This window comes from Desulfofundulus thermobenzoicus (assembly GCF_009428905.1).
Taxonomy (GTDB): Bacteria; Bacillota; Desulfotomaculia; order Desulfotomaculales; family Desulfovirgulaceae; genus Desulfofundulus_A; species Desulfofundulus_A thermobenzoicus.
Genome location: NZ_WHYR01000032.1, coordinates 17,899 through 39,208 on the forward strand (window position 1 = coordinate 17,899; position 21,310 = coordinate 39,208).

Below are 21,310 nucleotides of genomic sequence, written 5' to 3' on the forward strand. Positions count from 1 at the left end.
GGCCGGCCCGGCCCCATTTTTTATTTCAAGAGGTGATGCGCGATGGAAATGCCCATTGAAGTAATGCCGGAGCGTACCGGACATATCACCTTGAAAAGCGATTGCGGCGAGGCCGCACTGCCCCGGTGCGAACAGGCCACCGTGCCGGGGGTGATTTCCCAGCGCGCCTGCGCCCTGTACGGGGCGCGCTGGATGCTGGCCGCCGTCAAAGACGTCATTCATCTCGTTCACGGGCCGGTGGGCTGCGCCTATAACGCCGGTACGGTGAGGCGCAAGAGCTATTCCATTGCCACCACCTGTCTGGAGGAACGGGACATCATCTTCGGCGGCCGGGAAAAGTTGCGCCGGACCATTACCGAGGCCGTACATCTGCATCCGGAGGCCGAAGGAGTGCTGGTTTACGTCACCTGTGCCGCCGGTTTGATTGGCGAGGATGTTGAGGCCATTTGCCGGGAAGCTTCGTCCACCCTGGGCCGGCCCGTGGCGCCGGTGCTCTGCCCCGGTTTTTGCGGTGTCGGACAGGGAGACGGCCATGACGCGGCCGCTGAAGCCCTGTTGGAGCATTTCATCGACCGGGGCGAGCCGGGGCCGGTGCTGGAAAACAGTGTAAACATCCTGGGTGAATTTGACGTGCAGGGTGATTTAAAGGAAATCGAAAAGCTGCTCGCCCATCTGGGTTTAAATATCGTCTGTGCCGTGTCCGGGCGGGCCACGGTGGAGAATATGTCCCGCGCCCGCCGGGCCGCTCTGAACATCGTCCATTGCCGGCGGACCGGCCAGGCCATGGCCGATGTGATGGAAAAACGTTACGGCATCCCGCAGATGAAGGTATCTTTTTTCGGGCTGGAGGAAACCGCCCGGGCACTGAAAGCCGTAGGCCGATTTTTCCACCGGGACGGGGTGGAAAGGTGGGTGCAGGACCGGGTGGTGGCGGCCCGGCGGCAGGCGGCCCCCTATCTGCACCGGCTGGCCGGAAAACGGGTGGCCGTGTTTTTCGGCGCCTCCCGGATGGGTTCCATGGCCAAAGCCTTCCGGGAACTGGGCATGGAGTTGATCATGGCCGGCTCCCAGTTCGGCTGCCGGGAGGATTACCGGGAAGCCGGGCGCTGCCTGGATGAGGGCACCCTGCTCCTGGACGACGCCAATGAAAGGGAGTTGACCGAATTCCTGCGCCGTCGCCGGCCGCATCTTTTAGTGGGCGGCACCCGGGAAAAATTCCTGGCCCACAAACTGGGTGTGCCCTTTCTGGTTTTTCCCCAGGAAACCAGCCCCTATGCCGGGTTCAACGGTTTTGTCAACCTGGCCCGGGAAGTGGCCGTCCTGCTGGATGCCCCGGTTTGGCGCCTGGTCCGACCCGGTTGGGAAAGCGGGCCGGAACAACCGGTGTTGCCGGAAAATGTGAAAGTGGCCGTGGCCTCCAGGGACGGCATGTATGTGGATGAACATTTCGGCCGGGCGGAAAAGTTCCTGGTTTTCACCCTGGCCGGCCGTAAAGTGAAGAAAATAGAAGTGAGAGCGGTCAAAGGAGGGGCGGTGAACTGCCGGGATGGTGCGGCCAGGGGGTTCCCGGGGGAAAAGTTGGACCTCCTGGAGGACTGCCGGGCCGTGGTTTGCCTGGCTGCCGGGCACTGCGCCCGGGAACGGGCGGCGGAAAAAGGGTTGCTCATCATGGAAACTTCCGATGCCGTGCCCGCCGCACTGGATGATTGTATACGGATGATCAACGGGGAGGGACGTACAGATGGAAGCACAAATTGACCGGTTGTTCAGGGAACACCCCTGTTTTAGCCGGGCGGCGGCCCACTGGTTCGGCCGCCTGCACCTGCCGGTGGCCCCCGATTGTAATATCAAATGCCATTATTGCACCAGATTGTACGACTGCGCCAATGAAAACCGCCCCGGGGTGACCAGCCGGCTGCTGACACCAGGGGAGGCCCTGCAGCATGTGCGCCGGGTACTGGCTGTTGAACCGCGCATCAAGGTGATCGGCATCGCCGGTCCCGGCGATCCCCTGGCCAACCGGGCCACTCTGACCACCCTGCGGCTGGTGCATGAGCAATTTCCGGACCTGATCAAATGTATCAGCACCAACGGCCTGTTGTTATCCGAAAACCTGCCGGCCCTGCAGGAGGCGGGGGTAAAGGCGGTGACGGTGACCGTGAACGCCGTTTCCCCGGTGGTGGGCGCCCGCATTTACGGGTACGTCTTTTACCGGGACCGGGTCTACCGGGGCAGGGCCGGAGCGGAACTGCTCTGGCGGGCACAGTATGCCGGCATCCGCCGGGCCGCTGAAATGGGGCTGGCGGTCAAGGTAAACAGCGTGCTCATTCCGGGCGTCAATGACGAGCACCTGTACCAGGTGGCCGTGGCGGTAAGAGCGGCCGGTGCCCACCTGATGAATGTGATTCCACTCATCCCCCGGGGGGCCTTTTCCTCCCTCTTGCCTCCGCCGCCCGGCCAGGTGGCCCGGATCAGGCAGAAGCTGACACCCATTATCGACCAAATGGTTCACTGCCGGCGGTGCCGGGCCGACGCCGCGGGGATGCTGGAAGAAGGGGGAGCGTGATGGGGAAGGCGGGGCCGCCACTAACGGCCCCGTTATAATTATTTTGAAAAAAGACGAATGAACCGAACCGGGACACCCGGTACCGGGAGGTTCTCAAAAGTACGGGGGGTGAAATGATGCGGCCGTTTACCATTGTCGATACCACCCTGCGGGACGGTGAACAGGCGCCCGGGGTGGCCTTTACCTGGCGGGAGAAGGTGACCATCGCCCGCCTGCTGGATCGACTGGGAGTGGACCAGATCGAGGCCGGCACCCCGGCCATGGGAGAGGTGGAACAGCATGCCATCCGGGCCATTGCTTCTTCAGGCCTGCGCTGCCGGGTGACCACCTGGAACCGTTTGCTCCCGGGGGATATCCGCGCCTCCCTGGCCTGCGGGGTGCGGGACATCCACATCTCCGGCCCGGTATCGGACCTGCAAATTCGTTACAAGCTGGGGAAGAGCCGCCGCTGGGTGCTGGACCGGCTGCGGGAGGCGCTGCGCTTTGCCCTGGATAACGGCTGCCGGGTGGCGGTGGGGGCCGAGGATGCCTCCCGGGCCGGGCACCGGTTCCTGGTGGAATATGCCCTGCTGGCCCGGGAAATGGGGGTGCGGCGTTTGCGCTACGCCGATACGGTCGGCGTGCTGGAACCCCTGGCCGTTTTTGAGCGTATTACCCGTCTGAAAGAAGAACTGGGGGATATGGAAATAGAATTTCACGGCCACAACGACTTCGGCCTGGCCCTGGCCAATACCGTGGCCGCCCTCAAGGCCGGTGCCGCCTGCGTGGATACCACCGTCTGCGGCCTGGGGGAGCGGGCGGGGAACGCTTCCCTGGAAGAACTGGTGCGGGCCATGCAGGGGATTTACCAGGTGAAAATGAGGCTGAACACCGCCATACTGCCCGTTTTAACTCGTTTTGTGACCCGGGCCGCCGGGCGCGGCCGGGCGCGGACGGCCTGTGGATAAAGTATTAATCAGGTAAATAATTCCTTTTGCCCCGGAGCGAAAAATGGTAAAATAAAGATTAACACAGCAAACCGGGCAAAGGAGCCCCCGTTGCGCCTGCGGGCGTGACGGGGGTTTTGCCTTCAAGAAAGGGTAAAATTGCCTTTGCCCGGAGGGGGAGGGATTTTTGTGTGGTACATAGCGGCCGTCTTGATTGGATTGGCGGCGGGCATAGCGGCCGGGTGGTGGTGGCCGGCTCCGGTCGGGACGGTGACGGCGGCGCTGGCGGCTACCTTGGCGTCGGTGGCCGTTTGTTTTGCCCGGGCCGCCGTCCGGTGCCGGCGGCTGACCGGTGAGCTGACTGCCCTGGAGCAGGTGGTGGCAGGCAGGGCGGTCTTACCGGACGGCCTGTTGCCGCCCGGTGCGCGTGGGGCGCTGGAGAAGGTCTGCCGGCAGGCCGGGATGATGCTCGCCCTCGCCCGGGATTACCAGGTGACGGCCGGCCAGGTGGCCGCCGCTGTGGAACAAATGTCCCTGGCCGGCCGAAATGCCCGGGAAGCTATGGCTGCCTTTGCAAAACTCCAGGAAGCCGCCCTGGCCATTTCCGGTCTGGGGCGGGCACTCAACCGTGAGGCGGAGGAAAACCAGCGGTCGGTGGAGAAATGCCAGGAGGTGCTCCAGGGGGTACTGGGGGCCATCAACCGCATCCGCGCCGATTCATCCCTGGTGGCCGGGGAGATCGGCGCGTTGAGCCAGGCCGTGAACCGGGTGGATGAAATTGTGGCCAGTATCGGCCAGATTTCCCGGCATACACGGTTGCTTTCCCTCAATGCCGCCATTGAAGCGGCCCGGGCCGGGGAGCACGGCCGGGGGTTTACCATTGTGGCCGGGGAAGTGAAAAACCTTTCGGACCGTACCCAGCAGGCGGTGGAGGAAACCGGAGCCATCCTGGAAGGGATCAAAGAAAAGGTGGCCCGGGTGGTGGCCCAAATCAAGGCTGGCGAAGAAGGGATTGCCGCCGGGGTGGAGGAAACGGGTCACATCAAGGAAAGCATTGCCTGCATTGACCGGGGTATAACCGCCATGAGCGGTAGGGTTGGGGAGGCCTACCAGGAAATCGAGGGTTATCTGCAACAGCTGGGTGCCGCAGTGGAGGTTCTGGAAGGCAGTTTCCACAGCATACAGAAGGTGGGAGAGATGCTGGCCGAGGTGGCCAGGCTGGTGGAAAAAAACGCGGCGTCCGGTGAGGTGGCGGGGGCTGGCGGTGAACACCCGCCGGTAGAAGAAGCGCATGTGGAACCGGTTATGGCCGCTTTGCGGGAACTGGCTGCCCGCCGGGAAATCCGGCAACTGGACCCGGCTGTCCACGCTTCTCTCCTGCAGGAATGGCTGAACCGGGAGCCCGGCGTGGAAGCGGTCTATTCCAATCGTTCCGACGGCACTTTTGTCTTTTCGCAACCACCGGCCGCCCTGGCCAATGCCCGCATCAGGCCCTGGTGGCAAAGGGCCATGGCCGGCGAGGAATATATTTCCCCGGTCTATATTTCAGCCATCACCCGGCGACCCTGCCGCACCCTTTCTTTACCCATACGGGATGAGGCGGGACAGATTACCGGGGTGCTGGCTGCGGATATAACTTTAAACAATCAGTAAGATACCAGCATCAATAATAAATGAACCACGGTGCCTGGCGGAAAATATTGCCGGGAGGTCGGACCCGCAAAAGCATATTTCTTCCGGAACCCCCGGCCTTGCGTGGCCCTTTTCTTTTTGTTACAATACGGTTAAGGTGAAAGGGCAACGGCGCCCCCGCTCCCCCTGACGGTGAGGAGGGGGTTTTTTTATGGCGGCTAATTTATCCAAATGGGTTTTACTATAAAAGAAAGAGGGTTTTCATGTATGCGCGTGGCCATGGCCCAGTTGAACCCCACCATTGGGGACATTGGTGGAAACGTGACCAAAATCCGCCAGGTGGCGGTGAAAGCATGCCGGGCCGGGGCGGATCTGGTGGTCTTTCCCGAACTGGCCGTAACGGGCTATCCGCCCCGGGACCTGCTCTGCCGGAGGGATTTTCTGCAGCGGGTGGAAAGGGCACTGGCGGAAGAGATCGCCCCTATGAGCCGGGAGGTGGCCCTTGTCGTCGGTGCCCCGGTGCGGGGAGCGGCGCAGGGTGACGGGGAAAACACGGACCGGGACTTTCTTTATAATGCCGCACTGCTTTATACGGAAGGCAAGCTGGCCGGTCGGCAGGACAAAAGCCTTCTGCCCAACTACGATGTGTTTGACGAAAGCCGCTATTTCAAGCCGGCCGGTCAGCGGACCCCGGTGCCGTTGGGGGAGTTGAATCTGGGCCTGACCATCTGCGAGGACATCTGGAACGATAAGGACTACTGGAACCGGCAGCTGTACGAGGTGGACCCGGTGGAGGAACTGGTGGCCCGGGGGGCGGATCTGGTGCTGAACATTTCCGCCTCTCCCTATCACTACGGCAAGATCGGGTTGCGGCTGGACATGCTCCGGAGCATTGCCCGCAAGCACCACCGGCCCGTAATCTATGTCAATCAGATTGGCGGTAACGACGAGCTGATCTTCGACGGCACCAGCCTGGCCGTGGACGCCGGAGGTGAGGTGGTCTGTCTGGCCGCCAGTTTTGAGGAAGGACTGGTTTTGCTGGAGATGGGGCGGGAGCGTTCCGGGCCGTTGTTTTTAGAGCCGGTGGGGAAGATCGACTTCCAGGTGCCGGGTGCCGGCTCCGCCCTGCCCCGGGAGGACATCAGCTATGTTTACCGGGCGCTGGTGCTGGGCATCCGCGACTACCTGCGCAAGACAGGGTTTCAAAAGGCACTGGTGGGGCTTAGCGGGGGCATCGACTCATCGGTGACCGCCGCCCTGGCCGCCGCTGCCCTGGGGCCGGAGAATGTGCTGGGGGTTTCCATGCCCTCCCGCTACTCCTCCCCCGGCAGCCGCTCCGACGCCCGGATCCTGGCGGAAAACCTGGGCATTGCCTTCCGGGAAATACCCATCGAAGGAATGTTCAGCGCCTTCTTGAAGGCCATGAACCGGGACGGCTCCCCCTGCGGTGACCTGGCGGAGGAAAACATCCAGGCGCGCATCCGGGGTAACATTCTCATGTTCATCTCCAACCGGGAGGGCTACCTCACCCTCACCACCGGCAACAAGTCCGAAATGGCCGTGGGCTACTGCACCCTCTACGGCGACATGTCCGGGGGGCTGGCGGTGCTGGCCGACGTACCCAAGGTGATGGTGTACCAGCTGGCCCGCTACATTAACCGGGAGCGGGAAATCATTCCCGAAAGCGTTCTGGTGAAACCCCCGTCGGCGGAACTCCGGCCCAACCAGGTGGACCAGGATTCCCTGCCCCCCTATGAGGTGCTGGACACCATCCTGCAGGCCTACATCGAAGAGGAGAAATCGGCGGAAGAAATTGCCGCCCTGGGTTTTGACCCGGCACTGGTACGGGAAGTGATCCGCAGGGTGGACCGGGCCGAATACAAGCGCCGCCAGGCCGCCCCGGGCCTGCGGGTGACTGCCAGGGCCTTCGGCATGGGCCGGCGGATGCCCATTGCCTGGCGGGCGGGGTAGCTGGTGATGTAATCGTTTGGGGTTAACAGAGTGGGGCGATGGCGGGGTAATGTACTTTAATCAAGGTGTTTGAATTGCCATCCCCTCCAGTACCGCATAGCAATAGTCCAGGCCCCGTGTTTGAAAGGCATAATAGAGCCCTGTATTATGGTGACTCTAAAGAACAGAGCCCCGGAGGGTGCTTTCTGGCATGCCCGGGGCCTGTTATTACCATTTAATGCTACCAGTTAGCCGGTGAACCCGGAGAACCGGGGCGGGAAGACAACGCGGTGTCAGCGCCGGTATGAGTGAATCCTCATCAGTGGTACAAAGGGACCGGTTTGACCGCTCCTCCCGCCCGATCATATTGAGATGTCCGCTTTAGTTCCACCAACCCATGCCAAACACCAGCAGGATCAGAATCAGGAAAATGATAAAGGGACCATCAAAAAATCCACCCTGGGTTTTCATAATTTTATCCTCCTTTAGTTCCGGTTTATTTAATGTATTTGTGCTGCTTTGAAACTACCGTAAACCATATGCGGGCAACGTTGCCCGGATTAACTACGGGATATATTATTGTGCAGCGTTAAAGCCCCAGAAGGGGAACATGAAGAAGAACAGGATGATGATGATGAAGAAAAAGAAGAACCCGCCGTCAAAACCAAAACCAAAGCCACCCTGTGGAGCAGGCATTTTTACTCCTCCTTTAATAATGATACATTTGTAGTCTCACCTGGTGCACTTAATAGAATTTTTGCCCTGTATTCCCCCTTTTCACAGTGTTTGCTGGTTACAATCTTCAGTTATAGCATATTCATCCTGGCATAGATTGGTTACAATACTGGGCAGGCAAGGAAATAATTTCTGGTGATTCCCTATTAAAAAAGCAGGCCGTCTTAAATTCGGCCTGTCCCATTAGCTCTGCTCCACCACTTTACCCACCGTCTGATTGGCGGTCAAACCGCTGGTGGGGTCGGACTCACTGCTTTTATGTTCATGACAATCTCCGAAATTTGGAAGGAAGATCAGCGGTCGCGGGTACAGGTTCTGTCCCGCGACCGGCTTAGTGAAGCATTTACCGCCCAAAAGGAAATCTTCCGGCCGGTGCAGGTATAAAATGGAAGGCGCCCGCTGAAAACGGCGAAGAACCTTTATTTTTTCATTGCGGCCTTTAATTCATAAATGCGGTCCCTGGCCCGTTCGTTGATCACCGGGTTGCCGCCCCGGTGGACCACGGCCCGGCGGAAGAACTGCAGCGCCTCCTCTAAGGAGGAAAGCTGGTAGTGGAGTTCGCCAATCAGGTAGGCCAGTTGCTGGTCCTGTTCCGTGGTAAGGGGGCGACGGCTGGCAAAATAATATTCCTTGAACTTTTCCAGTGCCTGTTGGCGGGCATGGCGGGCCTTTTCTTCCTCCCGGGCGTCTGTATAAAGCCAGCCGAGATGAAGCCACATCCTGGCGATCTTTTCCGGTTCCGCCTGCATCTGTTCCAGGGATTTTATGGCCAGAAGGTGGCTTTGCAAAGCATAGCCCGGAGTGCCGGGCTCTTCCAGCGGCCGGGGTGCCTCCCGGATTCTTTCCGCCTGTTGCTCCTGCAGGATGTGTTTTTGCCTTTCGGTAATTGTGCTGAAGTCGGCCCGGCTATTGGCGTAATAGCATCGGGGGCACACCCAGACACTGTACCACAGGGGCTCGAAATCGGCAAAGTGCTGGCGGAAGTCGTAATCCTGCCCGACCACCTTCAGTTTATAGCCCTTTACTTCCCTGGCCTGAAAAGTGACCGAACACACGGGGCAGGTCAGGGACTTGTCGTAAAGATAGGGGTGGGTGTTGCCTGCCTGTGCGGTATGGCCGCCGGTGGTATTGATCCCATTGACTTTGTTGTTATTAACCCTTCCGTTAACGGTAGTTGCTACCGTTTTACCGTTTCCAACCTTTTTTGTGGTTGAGATCTCCGCTATGGAAAATGGGTTAACAACGGCCGGTGCCGTGGTGCGGCCGGCCGGGCTGTGGCCGGGCTGCTGCGCCGGCGGTCTGGTGTCGTCGGGCACCGTGTGTAGCTGTTCGTTCAAAGTACGGATGCGGTGGCTCAGGCCGCGCATGATGCGGATGGCCAGCTGCGGTTCCGACTGGATGACCCGGGCAAAATTTTCGTGGTTAATGGCAATCAAGATTACGTCATCCAGGGCTACGGCACTGGCGCTGCGGGGCAGCCCTTCCAGAAGGCTCATTTCCCCGAAGAAACTGCCGCTGTTCAGGACGGCCAGGGTTGTTTTTGACGGTTCTCTCCCCCTGCTGATTTCCACCCGGCCCCGCAGAATTATGTACATTTCTTCCCCCGCTTGATTTTCCAGGAAAATGGTTTCACCCTGCTTAAAGTGCTTCAATAACCCGGACCAGGCCAGTTTGTTCATATCTACATCCATGTCAACCGGAACCTGCCTTTCCTGTGTGTAATGAATCTTTTATTTCCGCAGAGCAATAACATTTTTTTCATGGCGGGGGTTCCAGACCATCATCTTCGTGGTAGGGGAGTTGGCATACAAGGGCTGTTTCGCCGGGTATACCCGCCGTGGAAAATAGATCCGGGTGACGGGAATACCATTCCAGGGGCACCTTTACCGTCAGCCGTGGCAGCAGGTCCGGTTTTTCCGGCGGGTTTTCCCGCCATAGTCCGGCCGGAATCACATCCATCAACCGTTCTGCCGGGCGCCACAGGGCCACCAGGGGCTGGTCCATGTATCGCACTTCCAGGGGAGAGTATCCAAAAAGGGTGCATTCCCGGAAAACGGCCCCCAGGTTGGTGGAGACTGGGGGGGTTCTCCGGTATTCTTCCTCCAGGTGCCTTTCCATCCGGCCGGGCATAATGATACCCGGCTCCGGAAAAGTGGTATTCCGGCATTGCCGCGCCATTGCGCCGTGAGGATTACGGGCATTTTGAACAGGGCCGCTACCCTGGAGCAGTTTAACATGGGGTTCAATTGTCTTCCGGTGATCATGGATGATCATTACCGGAATATCCGTCCCTTGACCGTTCGTGTAAGCCCCTGGCGTGGAGCCGTAACGCCACAGGGGATGGCTGCGGCGGGTCAGCAGGGAGGCGGGGGCGTTATCCGTGTGCACCACATGGCACCGGGGCAGTCCGGATGTGTCCACGGCAGCATCAGTTACCACCACCCACGGGCCGGTTTGCTCCGCCAGTGATATGATGGCCGCCTCCCGGGCATGGCGGTCTCCCCGGGTGAACAGAGAGTGCCAGAGGACCACCCGGCAGCCGGGGAGGGCGGATTTGATCCGGCGGGCCATTTGCACCGCCGCCCGGGGGTTGGGGGTGTAAACCGCCTGATTGAGGCCTTCCCGGTAGCAGTCTTTTACGGCTTCCAGGGGCCCTTCCTGCCCGTATTTTAATGAAAAGAGGGGTTTGTGGCGTTCTGTAAAGTGATCCTCCAGGTGGTAACCGGCACCGGCCAGATATGCCTTTAACCCCGGAGCCGGCAGGGTGTCCAGGATGATATGGGGAATATTCATTTCCCGCAGCAGGGTCAGGGCGTCCAGGGTGTAATGGAAGGCCGGGCTTGCCGGTTCCGGAAGGCCATCGATAATCACCACTGCCTTGATCAGGTTGCCCAGGGCGTAATCGGCCTGGGGAAAACCATGGACCAGGGAAAAGATCAGGTGATCCAGGGTGGCCACCGTAAAAGGGCAGGTAAAAATGCGTTCCCGGTTAACGCCGCTCATACCGTTGGGCCGTCCGTTGGATTCCAGAGGTATACCCCGGGTGTTGGGGTCATGGGGATAATAGCCCGCGGCGTCAACCAGGGCCACTTTATTGCTCTTCAGAAGGCAGGCCAGCCGGTGCCGGACAAAACCGGAAGCAACCTGTCCGGGGCAGATCCAGACCAGCTTTTCCCTTTTTCCCGCTTCGGCCAGGGACGCCGCCCTGGCCAGGGCAAGCTCCACCTTCCGGGGTCCCGGGGGTGTCAGAAGAAACGTAAACCGGTTGCCGTCATTAACTTTATACCGGTAGTTGACTTTTTTGTCCCGGTTATCCGTGGTAGGCAATTCCCGGCCGGTGTTAAATCCGTACCCATCGTTTTGGGGACAGGTCGTAAACGTGACTTTACGCAAGCAGTTCCGGGTGTCCGTAAGGGTGCAGTTGCCGGACGGTTGGGGCAAATGGCACGGTCCGGAAAATTGGGGAAAAGGTCCGGTGTTTTCCCGGGGTGGATTTTCCCGGTCATGGTTCAACAATGTTCCGCAAACCGTGCCTTCCGGCAGTACCGCCCGGTGGAATGCCCGGCTGGACTGGCTGTCACAGTATTTTAACAGGGTGATGGCGAAGCTATAGATGGCCTTTAACCGGGGGGCGGGTTCGCTTTGCCGGGTTGCCACCTGCAGTCGCGATACCTCTTCCCGGATTCGCTCCCGCAGGCCCAATCCCTGGGAAGCAGTGGCAAAGGGTGAAAGGGGCCGGGTGGAAAGGGGGAAGAGGTCTGTGAAATACTTCCGGTGGAGCCGGCCGTAGCTTTCCAAATAATCCGTTATTTGATTCTCAAGGTAACTTACCCCGGGCAAAAGTTCGAAACTGTCATAAAGCCGGTCGAACTGCTGGGTATGGTGGCTGAGCACCAGAACTTTCACCAGCCGTTCATCTTCCGGGGGCAGGTCCGTTTCCACCAGGGGCAGGCCGAAAAAGGTATGGGAGAGTTCCCGGCTTAATTTTTCCTGTAACAACCTCTCCTGAAATTCCCGGGTGGCCTTGCCCAGGTCGTGCATGAACAGGGCCAGGAAGAGAAGCTGGCCCAGCCGGGCAAAGGGCATCCGCCATTCACCGGTTAATTTTTCCATTAACGGGCGGTGTTCCCGCAGGTAACCGGAAAGGATAATCAGGGCATCTTCCGTATGCCCGTCCAGGGTCTGGTAGATATTTTGACCGGGCCGTTTTTTGGCCAGCAGAGGTGACTTCATGGGAAAGGACTCCTTAATGGTTTTCTATAAATAATACTCGAGTTGATGACCTGATACAAGAGCGGTTTTGCCGGCAGCCGGAAAAGTGCGGCAGGAATTGTCCCGTGCGGTGCAGAAAACACTAAAGGTATAGCACAAAATGCGGGGAGGAAAGGTAACGTGGAACGGCTCTGGGCACCGTGGCGCACGGAATACATCGGCAAGGACAAGGGCGAAGGATGCATCTTCTGTGAAAAGCTGGCTTCTACGGAGGATGAAGCGAACTACCTGCTTTTACGGGGAGAAAAAACCTTTGTCATACTCAATCTCTACCCCTACAACAACGGGCACCTGCTCATTGCTCCCAAAAGGCACGTGGGGGAATTGCTGGACCTGTCGGAGGAAGAACTGCTGGAACTGGGGCAGATGACCCGGCGCATGGTTTCCCTTTTAAGGTCCGCCTTTAATCCCGACGGCTTTAACATCGGCGTGAACCTGGGCAAAGTGGCCGGAGCCGGCATACCGGGCCATTTTCACATCCATGTGGTGCCCCGCTGGAACGGGGACAATAATTTCATGCCCGTTCTGGGCGATGTGCGGGTTATTTCCGAGGGGCTGGACACCACCTACCGGAAATTAAAAGAAGCGCTGTCCGCCGAAAAGGCGGTCCGGTAAATAAAAAGCCCCGGGAAAAAGCCCGGGCGCAATCCGGTGTTGCACCCGGGCCTCTTCCGAAAGATATTTTCAGGGAGGCTGGACCCCTTTTTTCATTCATGGTCATTCCAGGCCGGGGTAGGGGCGCAGTACTTTTTCATCGATATCGTGCAGGGAAGCACAGCCGGTGAGGATCATGGCCTGCTTCAGTTCGCCGGTAAGCTTCTCCAGCACAAACTTTACCCCTGCGGCGCCGCCGCCAAAGGCGCCCACCACCAGGGGCCGGCCCACCAGGACCGCATCGGCACCCAGGGCCAGCAGCTTTAACACATCCGCACCGGAACGCACACCGCCGTCGGCCAGGATGGTCACCCGTCCCTTAACGGCCCGGGCGATGGCCGGCAATACTTCCGCTGCTCCGGGGGTATGATCCAGGATACGTCCCCCGTGGTTGGATACCACAATGGCGGCCGCCCCGGCGCCGGCGGCCAGTTCAGCCTCGTCAACGGTCATAATGCCTTTGACAATAAAGGGCAGGCGGGTGGCGCCCACCAGTTCCCTTAACTCGGCTGCGGTCTTGGGCCCCACCGGCTGGCCGAACAGGGCCATGGTCACCAGCCCCGCCCCGTCCACATCCACGCCCACGGCCGGGGCGCCCGCCTCTTCCGCCCGGCGGATGCGTTCAATAATGGCGTCCTGCTCCCTGGGTTTGATCACCGGGATGCCGTGTCCCTTTTCTGCGGCAATGGCTTCCAGACCGGAATTGTAATATTCCGGGTCCCCGCCGTCTCCCGACATGCCCAGGGTGCCGGCCTGACGTGCTCCGCTCATGATCATGCCGATAAACTCCCGTTCAGTCAGCGCCCCGCCCATGTTGTAGGATACGCCGGTCATGGGTGCGGCCAGGATGGGGGTGGACAGCTCCTTCCCGAAGAGGGTGAGGCTGGTGTCCGTATTTTTAGCCCCATGCAGGGTGCGCAGGTTCAGGCGATAACGGGCCAGGGCTTCTATGTTGGCCTTAAAGGATGCGCCGGTGCCGGTACCGCCCATGCCCGGCACCTCGCCGGCGCAGGCGCGGCCGTCGCACTGGGGGCAGACCCGGCAGTAGCCCTTTAATTTTTCCCGGGCGGTTTCCCGCAATTCCTTCCAGTTCATTTCTGGTATCCCTCCATTTCGTATGCGGTTCGTCGGGTGATCAGACCTTTTAAAATTTCGCTTCTCCTTCCCTTTTTCCTGCCTGAAACAGGCTGCTGGCCAAAATTTACAATGTTGGAACGGGAGCGCTGGCATTTTTAACCAACGCATCCCGGGAGTTGATGGCTTTTGTTTTGATTCCCTTTCTGGCGGCCAGAATGGGCATTTGATTGGTTTATAAGTTAAAATGCCGGTGCCCAGGCAACCAGGGGCAGTTCAAAAATATGGGCGAAGTCCGGATGTACCGGACGCACCCGCACGGTATAGCCCAGGGTGCCCTGGGGCAGAATCAGCCGGCCGGTGTAGCGATGGTTTCCGTCGGGCAGGCGTTCCGCCGGCGTCATGGGCATGCGGCTGATATTGCGCAGCTGTTCCTGTTGTCTGGCGGTACGTACCAGGCAACTGGTGTCCAGGACCTCACTGTAGAGGAAGGATTGATCACCGGTGTTGCCGTAGACTATTTCCACCGCCACTTCCTCCGGAGCCAGGGAACCCAGCTGCACCACAGCTTCGATATGCAGAGGATCGCCCACGCCCATGGATTTGGCGTCACCGGCCTTCACCGATATAATGGCCACCCGGGACCAGTTTTCGGCGATCCGTTGTTTGAATTCCTGCAACTGCCTGGCTGGAGTATAGTTATCGCCGGTGAAACGAATGTCCCGCTCCACGGCGGGGACGTAGAAGAGCCGGCAGTATTCCTTGACCATTCTTTCCGTATTGAATTGGGGCGGGATGGTTTGCAGGGATCTTTTCATCAACTCCACCCATGCCCGGGGTACACCCCGCCGGTCCCGGTCGTAGTACATGGGGATGATGGTTTCTTCCAGCAAAGCATAAAGGGAGCAGGCGTCGTCCTGGTCCTGGATGTCTTCGTCCGGGTAGGCCCTGATTTCGCCCACCGCAAAGCCGTTTTCCCCATCGTAAGCTTCCGGCCACCAGCCGTCCAGCACGCTGCAGTGAATCACCCCGTTTACGGCCGCTTTCTGGCCGCTGGTGCCGCTGGCTTCCAGGGGGCGGCGGGGGGTGTTCAGCCAGACGTCCACCCCCTGCAGCAGGGTGCGGGCCAGGGCGATATCGTAATTTTCCAGAAAGACGATGCGGCCTTTAAAGGGTTCCTGATTGGTCAGTTCATAAATTTGCTTGATTAACTCCTGTCCCGCCCTATCCGCCGGGTGGGCCTTGCCGGCAAAAATGATCTGCAACGGGCGCTGGGGATCGCTCACCAGGCGGGCCAGGCGCTCCCTGTCCCTCAGCAGCAGGTTGGCCCTCTTGTAGGTGGCAAAACGGCGGGCAAATCCGATGGTCAGCGCCGCGGGATCCAGGTAACGTTCCACCTCCCGGATGCGCAGGGCCGGTTCCTGATTGCACAGTCGCTGGCCGCGCAGGTTGTCCCTGGCGATGCGGATCATCTTCTCCTTTAACTGGCAGTGTACCGCCCATAGTTCGTCCGGCGGAATGGCCGCCACGTTTACCCAGGTTTCCGGCCGGCAAATATTATTGCGCCAGCCGTTTTTCAGATGGCGATCGAAAAGTGCCTGTAATTCCGGGGCCAGCCAGCTCAGATGATGCACTCCGTTGGTAATTGAGGTGATGGGCATTTCTTCCAGGGGGATGCCCGGGTAGAAACGGCGGAACATCTCCCTGGTCACTTCCCCGTGCAGCTTGCTCACGCCGTTGCAAAAACTGGACAGACGCATGGCCAGGAGGGTCATGTTGAATACCCTCTGTTCTTCATCCCAGCCCAGGCCGAGAAAAGTTTCCCTGTCCATATGCAGCTGCTCATACCACTGGCCGAAATACTTCTCCATCATTTCGGCGCTGAACACGTCGTGACCGGCCGGCACGGGTGTATGGGTGGTAAAAATCGTGCCGGCGCGCACGGCTTCCCTGGCCACGTCCACCGGCACCCCGGCCTGGACCAGCTCCCGCAGTCGTTCCAGGAGCAAAAAGGCGGCGTGGCCTTCGTTGATATGCCAGGCCCGGGGATGAATGTTCAGTGCCCGCAGCGCCCGGACCCCACCGATACCCAGGATGATTTCCTGGGAAATGCGGGTGTCCCGGTCCCCCCCGTAGAGCTGCCCGGTCAGGGTGCGGTCCTGCATATTGTTCCGGGAAAGGTCCGCGTCCAGGTAATAAATAACCACCCGGCCCACCTTCATCTGCCAGACTTTTAAATAGACGGTCCGGCCGGGCAGTTCCACGGAAACAATCAGTTCACTGCCGTCGGGATTGGTGATGGGCTTCACGGGCATTTCATAAAAGTTCAGGTAGGGGTAATGGGCCTCCTGCCAGCCTTCCCGGTTTATGCGCTGGGTAAAATAGCCGCTCTTATACAACAGGCCCACGCCCACAAAGGGGATACCCAGGTCGCTGGCCGACTTGCAATGGTCTCCCGCCAGCAGCCCCAGGCCGCCGGAATAGGTGGGGTGGGATTCGTGAACGCCGAATTCTGCTGAAAAGTAGGCTATGACCTGCCCGGCGTGCTGGGGGTACTCCCGGTCGAACCAGGCGGGAGCGGTCAGGTAATTGTCCAGTTCGTTCATTACCTGGTTATAGAGGTCCAGGTAATCGCTGTCCCGGGCCGCCTTTTCCAGTTCATCCTGCCTGACATTCAGCAAAAAGCGCACCGGGTTGTGTCGCACCTCTTCCCATAGGGGACCGTTAATCTGCCGGAACAGTTCCCGGGCCGGTGGATGCCAGCTAAACCACAGGTTGCGGGCCAGTTCACCCAGCCGGGCGATTTTGTCGGGCAATTTGGGTACCACTGTGACGGTGCGGACAAAGTACATTTCCAAACCTCCGTTTCAATAATGGGCCTGCCTTTTTCCCCATGACAACCCCATTTGGTGAACATGCGGCTTTAACTGTTTGGCAGCGGACTGTGGTAGAAAATATTCAGTAAAAGCCGTTGTGATTTTCTTCCTCCCGTAACAATTATTTTATTCACCATTGGTGAGGGTTTTCCCTTTCTTTATGACGAAAAATGTTGGTTGAGCCGGAACGATAGTTTCCAGGGCAACTCCCCCAAATATCGTCAAACCCTCATCCTTTACCCCTTTGAAAAAACAGGCACCCGCCGTTATTCCGGCGGGTGTGCTGGCCGATATGGCATTCCCCAATATGGATGGCCAGTTCTTTTTAAACCCTGGGGGCAAAGGTGTCGCAGCAGGTGTGTTCCGACTGGCTGCACTTTTTATTATTGGTGGAAGACCTGACTTCAATGCCGTCGGCACGGCATTCCATATTATTGTTGTGTACGCATTCTTCAATGCCGCATTTCATTACTTTGGACACCGGTATCACCTCCTGGAAGGATAGGGTAACCGGAAAAGCGTTTTTTATGCGCCAGGTTTTTCCCGCCGCCGGGAAACGGGCATGATTCTTCCGGACACTTCTCCTTCCAGAACCACCTTTCCTGCCTGGTTGGTGCAAACCATGTGCAGCGTCAGTTTGTTTTTCTGTGGATCTTTTTCCGTAACCGTAACTGTAGCACAGATGGTTTCACCGATATAGACCGGGGCCAGAAAACGGAAGGACATGCGGGTGGCGGGGTAGGGTTCGGGGAGCAATGTGCCGCCGGCATGGGTGATCATGCTGCCGGTTAAAAGTCCCGGGACCACCCTTCCCTGAAAACCGCACAGGGCTGCCGTCCGGGGATCCATGTGAATGGGGTTGAAATCCCCCGTGACGCCCAGAAATGTGGACACGTCCCCTTCAGTGAAGGTGCGGTAAAAGGTAATGGAATCCCCCACCTGCATTTCAGACCAGGAAGAAAAGAAGCGCATTATATTTAAACCCCCTCGCAAATATTCGCCGGTCGCCGGACGTTTGGTGGTAAAATTAGTTATGCGCTGATCCCGTCGGGGTACCGATGAATGTGCTTTCACCGAAATGATTATGGTTAATTAGCCCGGCACCCTTTGCCGGCGGGCCATCGGGTAACTGTAGTGCAGGGCCGGGCAAATTCCAATAAAACCGGTGCTGCTAACGGGGCCGGGACATGTCAGGGTCGTATGCCGCACAATTCAAAATATTCGCCACGGGTTTTCCGTAATCCTCCCTGGATTCCGGGCAGGATTTTATTATCCCCGCGGCAAATATTAACGACAGGGGGATTCCAGTGACATTACACAGCAAGGAGTTGCGATCATGTTCTACCGGAGCACCAGGGGAAACAGCCGGCCGGTGAGCGCGGCGGAAGCCGTCAAGACGGGCATCGCTCCCGACGGGGGGCTTTATGTGCCCGGCAGCCGGGTAGCGGTAACCGCCGGGGAAGTGGCCGCCATGTCCGGGATGACCTACGGGCAGCGGGCGGTAAAAATACTGGGGTTGTTTCTTACCGATTTTACCATGGAAGAAATCGCGGACTGCGTTGACGGGGCCTACGGCCACGGGAAGTTCGACGCTTTAGAGGTGGCCCCGCTGCACAGGCTGGACGACCATTTATACGTGCTGGAACTGTGGCACGGTCCCACCTGCGCCTTCAAGGACATGGCCCTGCAGATGCTGCCCAGGCTTTTGCCCCGGGCGGCGGCCAAAACCGGTGAAGATAAGGAAATAGCCATCCTGGTGGCCACCTCCGGCGATACGGGCAAGGCGGCCCTGGAGGGCTTTAAGGACGTGCCCGGCACCCGGATCATCGTCTTTTACCCGGCCCGGGGGGTCAGCGCTGTGCAGGAGCGGCAGATGGTCACCCAGGAGGGCGGCAACGTCCATGTGGTGGCGGTGGAGGGGAATTTCGACCAGACCCAGAGCGGCGTCAAGGAAATATTTGCCGACCCGGCGGTCAATGAAGCCATCGGGCGGCGGGGCTACCGCTTCTCTTCCGCCAATTCCATCAACTGGGGGCGCCTGGTGCCCCAGATTGTCTATTATTTCTCGGCCTACGGGGATCTGCTGTCCCGGGGGGAGGTTGAACCAGGTGAAAGGGTAAATTTTGTGGTGCCCACGGGCAACTTCGGCAACATCCTGGCCGCCTACTACGCCCGGCAGATGGGCCTGCCGGTGCACCGGCTGATCTGCGCCGCCAACCGCAACAACGTGCTGACGGACTTCATCCGCACCGGCGTCTACGACCGGACCAGGGAGTTCTACCGCACCATTTCTCCATCCATGGATATCCTCATCTCCAGCAACCTGGAGCGCCTGCTCTATGAAATGACCGGCCGGGACGCCGACCGGGTGCGGGACTGGATGGCGGCACTGCGGGAAGAGGGGCGCTACCGGGTGGATGAAGAGGTGCTGGACGGGATCCAGGCCGTCTTCTGGTCCGACTATGCCGGTGACCGGCAGACCATGGAAACCATCCGGGATACCTATCGCCGTTATGGTTATTTGCTGGATACCCATACCGCCGTGGGGAAATACGTCTATGACCGCTACCGGGAAGCCACCGGGGACGGCCATAAAACGGTGCTGGCCTCCACCGCCAGCCCCTTCAAGTTCAACCGCAGCGTGGCCGCGGCCATCCTGGGGGAGCAGGCGGTGGCCGGGCAGGGGGAGTTCGCCCTGTTGCGTATTCTCTCGGAGGCCACCGGGCTGCCGGTGCCCCGGGGCTTGAAAGATCTGGAGCAAAAGCCGGTGCGCCATACCTTAACGGTGGCGCCGGGAGAGATGAAGCGGGCGGTGCTGGAGATACTGGCGTAAGGCATTGCCCGGCAGCCCGCCAGAAGGACAGGATTGTCTCCAAAGTACTTAAAGACTGGAAAATAACGCCAGAAAATGTTTTTTAAAGCCCCTGGCATTTGTTTTTCAAAATTTAAAAATAATCCTAAAATTTGTGCTTCATCGGCAGGGATCGGGTGACTGCATAACGAATTATTTTTCGGTCTCAAAAAGGAAAATAAAGAAAAGTTGGATACAGTTCCCAGGAACTATCCGAGCTTCAGGAAGGAAGGTAGCAGCAATGTCTTATCCTCCTTTGGAAGAACTGGCGGCCCGGGTGGAGCGTTTTCAGGAGATCCTGCGCGCAGAAAATGTGGACGGGGTACTGCTCCTGCAGGGGGCGGACCAGGTCTATTTCTGCGGCACCACCCAGAGCGCCCACCTGTACATACCGGCCCGGGGGCGGGCACTCTTCCTGGTGAGGCGGAGCAGCAGCCGCATCGACCCCGCCCTGGTACCGGCGGAAGTGCTTCCTTTACGTAAACCGGAAGAAATACCCGGCCTGCTGGCGGCCCGGGGCCTGGCGGCTCCGGCGGTGCTGGGTATGGAGCTGGATGTGCTGCCGGTAAACCTGTTCCGGCGGTACGAAAAGATATTCCCCGGAGAAATAGTGGACTGTTCGCCGCAGATCAGGAAACTGCGGGCGGTGAAATCGGCATACGAAATCGGGCTGCTTAAGGAATCGGCCGCCATGATGGACGGGGTCTTCGCCCAAATACCGGGCATGCTTAAAGCAGGGATGAGCGAACTGGCACTGGCCGCCCGGGTGGAGGCGGCGGCCCGCTGTGCCGGCCACATGGGACTGATCCGGGTGCGGGGGTTCAACCAGGAATTTTTCTGGGGCTGCCTGCTGGCCGGCCCCAGCGGCGGCGTGTCCAGTTATTTTGACGGCCCCCTGGGGGGGCCCGGCATCACCCCTACCTTTCCTTTCGGCGTGGGCAGGCATATCATTGCCCCCGGCGACCCGGTGATGGTGGATTATGTGGGGGTGGCCAACGGCTACCAGGTGGACATGACCCGGGTTTTTGCCCTGGGTCACCTGCCCCCGGACCTCCTGGAGGCCCATAATACCTCGGTGGCCATTCAGAACGCCCTGGCAGCAGCGGCCCGGCCGGGGGTGGCCGGCGGGGAGCTGTATGATCTGGCCCTGGAAATGGCGCAAAGGGCCGGGCTGGCGGAGCACTTCATGGGGTATGGCGACCAGGTGAAGTTTGTGGCCCACGGCGTGGGCCTGGAGTTAAACGAACTGCCCGTGCTGGCCCGGGGAGTGAAGGAAAAGCTGCAGGCCGGCATGGTGGTGGCCATCGAGCCCAAATTCATCTTCCCCGGCCGGGGGGCGGTGGGTGTGGAAAACACCTTTGTGGTCCGGGAAGGGGGCCTGGAAAGGCTGACCTGTTTCCCCGATGAAGTGGTGATTATTTAAATATAAGGGGGTGGTTTATTGCACCTGCTGGTTATAGGCAGCAGTGCGGCCGGGGTGGCCGCGGTGGAGACCCTGCGCCGGCTGGGCGGGCGTGAGCACCGGATCACCGTGGTCACCGCAGAGCCGGTGCCCGCTTACTCCCGGTGCCTGTTGCCGGATCTGCTGGCGGGCAGGAAGACGGAAGCAGCCATCGGGCTGCGGCCGCCGGATTTTTACCGGCGGCTGGGGGTGGAACTGCTGGCGGGGGTGGCGGCAGTGGCCCTGCGGCCGCAGGAAAAAAGGGTGGTTCTGGCGGACGGGCGGGAACTGGCCTACGACCGGCTGCTGGTGGCCACCGGGGCGGGCCCGGTG

At 59.4% G+C, this 21,310-nt stretch carries 16 protein-coding genes; 10 read left to right on the forward strand and 6 right to left on the reverse strand.

Annotated features, from left to right (window positions below; translation table 11 throughout):
- The first annotated feature begins 42 nt into the window (after nucleotides 1-42).
- The 5 genes from GFC01_RS11825 to GFC01_RS11845 all read left to right on the forward strand — a co-directional run bounded on the left by GFC01_RS11825 (nucleotide 43) and on the right by GFC01_RS11845 (nucleotide 7,095).
- Complete coding sequence (locus GFC01_RS11825) at nucleotides 43-1,758, forward strand: nitrogenase component 1 (RefSeq protein ID WP_152947335.1); 1,716 nt, start codon at nucleotides 43-45, stop codon at nucleotides 1,756-1,758.
- Nucleotides 1,742-2,566 carry a radical SAM protein gene (locus tag GFC01_RS11830; RefSeq protein ID WP_152947336.1) on the forward strand — a complete coding sequence of 275 codons (825 nt, stop codon included), beginning with the start codon at nucleotides 1,742-1,744 and terminating at the stop codon, nucleotides 2,564-2,566. Before GFC01_RS11825 ends, GFC01_RS11830 begins: the two co-directional genes overlap by 17 nt.
- Before the next feature lie 116 nt (nucleotides 2,567-2,682).
- Nucleotides 2,683-3,513 (forward strand): beta/alpha barrel domain-containing protein, encoded by an 831-nt coding sequence (locus tag GFC01_RS11835; RefSeq protein WP_207707617.1) that lies wholly within the window; start codon nucleotides 2,683-2,685, stop codon nucleotides 3,511-3,513.
- 168 nt (nucleotides 3,514-3,681) lie between these two features.
- The gene (locus GFC01_RS11840; RefSeq protein ID WP_152947338.1) at nucleotides 3,682-5,145 is read left to right on the forward strand and encodes a methyl-accepting chemotaxis protein; all 1,464 of its coding nucleotides are present in this window, start codon (nucleotides 3,682-3,684) and stop codon (nucleotides 5,143-5,145) included.
- Between the two features lie 246 nt (nucleotides 5,146-5,391).
- Complete coding sequence (locus tag GFC01_RS11845; protein ID WP_152947339.1) at nucleotides 5,392-7,095, forward strand: NAD+ synthase; 1,704 nt, start codon at nucleotides 5,392-5,394, stop codon at nucleotides 7,093-7,095.
- A 1,133-nt stretch (nucleotides 7,096-8,228) separates the two neighbouring features.
- Here the strand turns inward: GFC01_RS11845 and GFC01_RS11850 are convergent.
- Both GFC01_RS11850 and GFC01_RS11855 read right to left on the reverse strand, forming a co-directional pair.
- Entirely contained in the window at nucleotides 8,229-9,500 is a 1,272-nt protein-coding gene (locus tag GFC01_RS11850; protein ID WP_152947340.1) for a DUF2225 domain-containing protein, read from the reverse strand.
- Nucleotides 9,501-9,567: 67 nt separating this feature from the next.
- Complete coding sequence (locus GFC01_RS11855) at nucleotides 9,568-12,042, reverse strand: CRISPR-associated endonuclease Cas3'' (RefSeq protein WP_152947341.1); 2,475 nt, start codon at nucleotides 12,040-12,042, stop codon at nucleotides 9,568-9,570.
- Nucleotides 12,043-12,201: 159 nt separating this feature from the next.
- Between GFC01_RS11855 and GFC01_RS11860 the strand changes: the two genes are divergently transcribed.
- Nucleotides 12,202-12,696: an HIT family protein gene (locus GFC01_RS11860; protein WP_341473935.1), complete on the forward strand. Its 495-nt coding sequence runs from the start codon at nucleotides 12,202-12,204 to the stop codon at nucleotides 12,694-12,696.
- Nucleotides 12,697-12,798: 102 nt separating this feature from the next.
- On the opposite strand, the gene GFC01_RS11865 is transcribed toward GFC01_RS11860, so the two are convergent.
- Complete coding sequence (locus tag GFC01_RS11865) at nucleotides 12,799-13,830, reverse strand: alpha-hydroxy-acid oxidizing protein (RefSeq protein ID WP_152947342.1); 1,032 nt, start codon at nucleotides 13,828-13,830, stop codon at nucleotides 12,799-12,801.
- A 104-nt stretch (nucleotides 13,831-13,934) separates the two neighbouring features.
- Between GFC01_RS11865 and GFC01_RS20205 the strand changes: the two genes are divergently transcribed.
- Nucleotides 13,935-14,039: a LysO family transporter gene (locus tag GFC01_RS20205; protein ID WP_423244392.1), complete on the forward strand. Its 105-nt coding sequence runs from the start codon at nucleotides 13,935-13,937 to the stop codon at nucleotides 14,037-14,039.
- A gap of 12 nt (nucleotides 14,040-14,051) precedes the next feature.
- On the opposite strand, the gene glgP is transcribed toward GFC01_RS20205, so the two are convergent.
- The 3 genes from glgP to GFC01_RS11885 all read right to left on the reverse strand — a co-directional run bounded on the left by glgP (nucleotide 14,052) and on the right by GFC01_RS11885 (nucleotide 17,657).
- Nucleotides 14,052-16,661, reverse strand: a complete 2,610-nt coding sequence (gene glgP / locus GFC01_RS11875) for an alpha-glucan family phosphorylase (RefSeq protein WP_152947343.1) — start codon at nucleotides 16,659-16,661, stop codon at nucleotides 14,052-14,054.
- A 349-nt stretch (nucleotides 16,662-17,010) separates the two neighbouring features.
- The gene (locus GFC01_RS11880) at nucleotides 17,011-17,166 is read right to left on the reverse strand and encodes a DUF1540 domain-containing protein (protein ID WP_341473936.1); all 156 of its coding nucleotides are present in this window, start codon (nucleotides 17,164-17,166) and stop codon (nucleotides 17,011-17,013) included.
- Nucleotides 17,167-17,210: 44 nt separating this feature from the next.
- Nucleotides 17,211-17,657 carry a MaoC family dehydratase gene (locus GFC01_RS11885; RefSeq protein ID WP_152947344.1) on the reverse strand — a complete coding sequence of 149 codons (447 nt, stop codon included), beginning with the start codon at nucleotides 17,655-17,657 and terminating at the stop codon, nucleotides 17,211-17,213.
- Nucleotides 17,658-18,021: 364 nt separating this feature from the next.
- On the opposite strand from GFC01_RS11885, the gene thrC reads away from it, so the two are divergent.
- From thrC to GFC01_RS11900, 3 genes are all read left to right on the forward strand, one after another.
- The gene (gene thrC / locus GFC01_RS11890; protein ID WP_152947345.1) at nucleotides 18,022-19,518 is read left to right on the forward strand and encodes a threonine synthase; all 1,497 of its coding nucleotides are present in this window, start codon (nucleotides 18,022-18,024) and stop codon (nucleotides 19,516-19,518) included.
- Between the two features lie 259 nt (nucleotides 19,519-19,777).
- Nucleotides 19,778-20,959: a M24 family metallopeptidase gene (locus GFC01_RS11895; protein WP_152947346.1), complete on the forward strand. Its 1,182-nt coding sequence runs from the start codon at nucleotides 19,778-19,780 to the stop codon at nucleotides 20,957-20,959.
- An 18-nt stretch (nucleotides 20,960-20,977) separates the two neighbouring features.
- The coding region (locus GFC01_RS11900) for an FAD-dependent oxidoreductase (RefSeq protein WP_194174926.1) at nucleotides 20,978-21,310 on the forward strand (333 nt) is incomplete at its 3' end.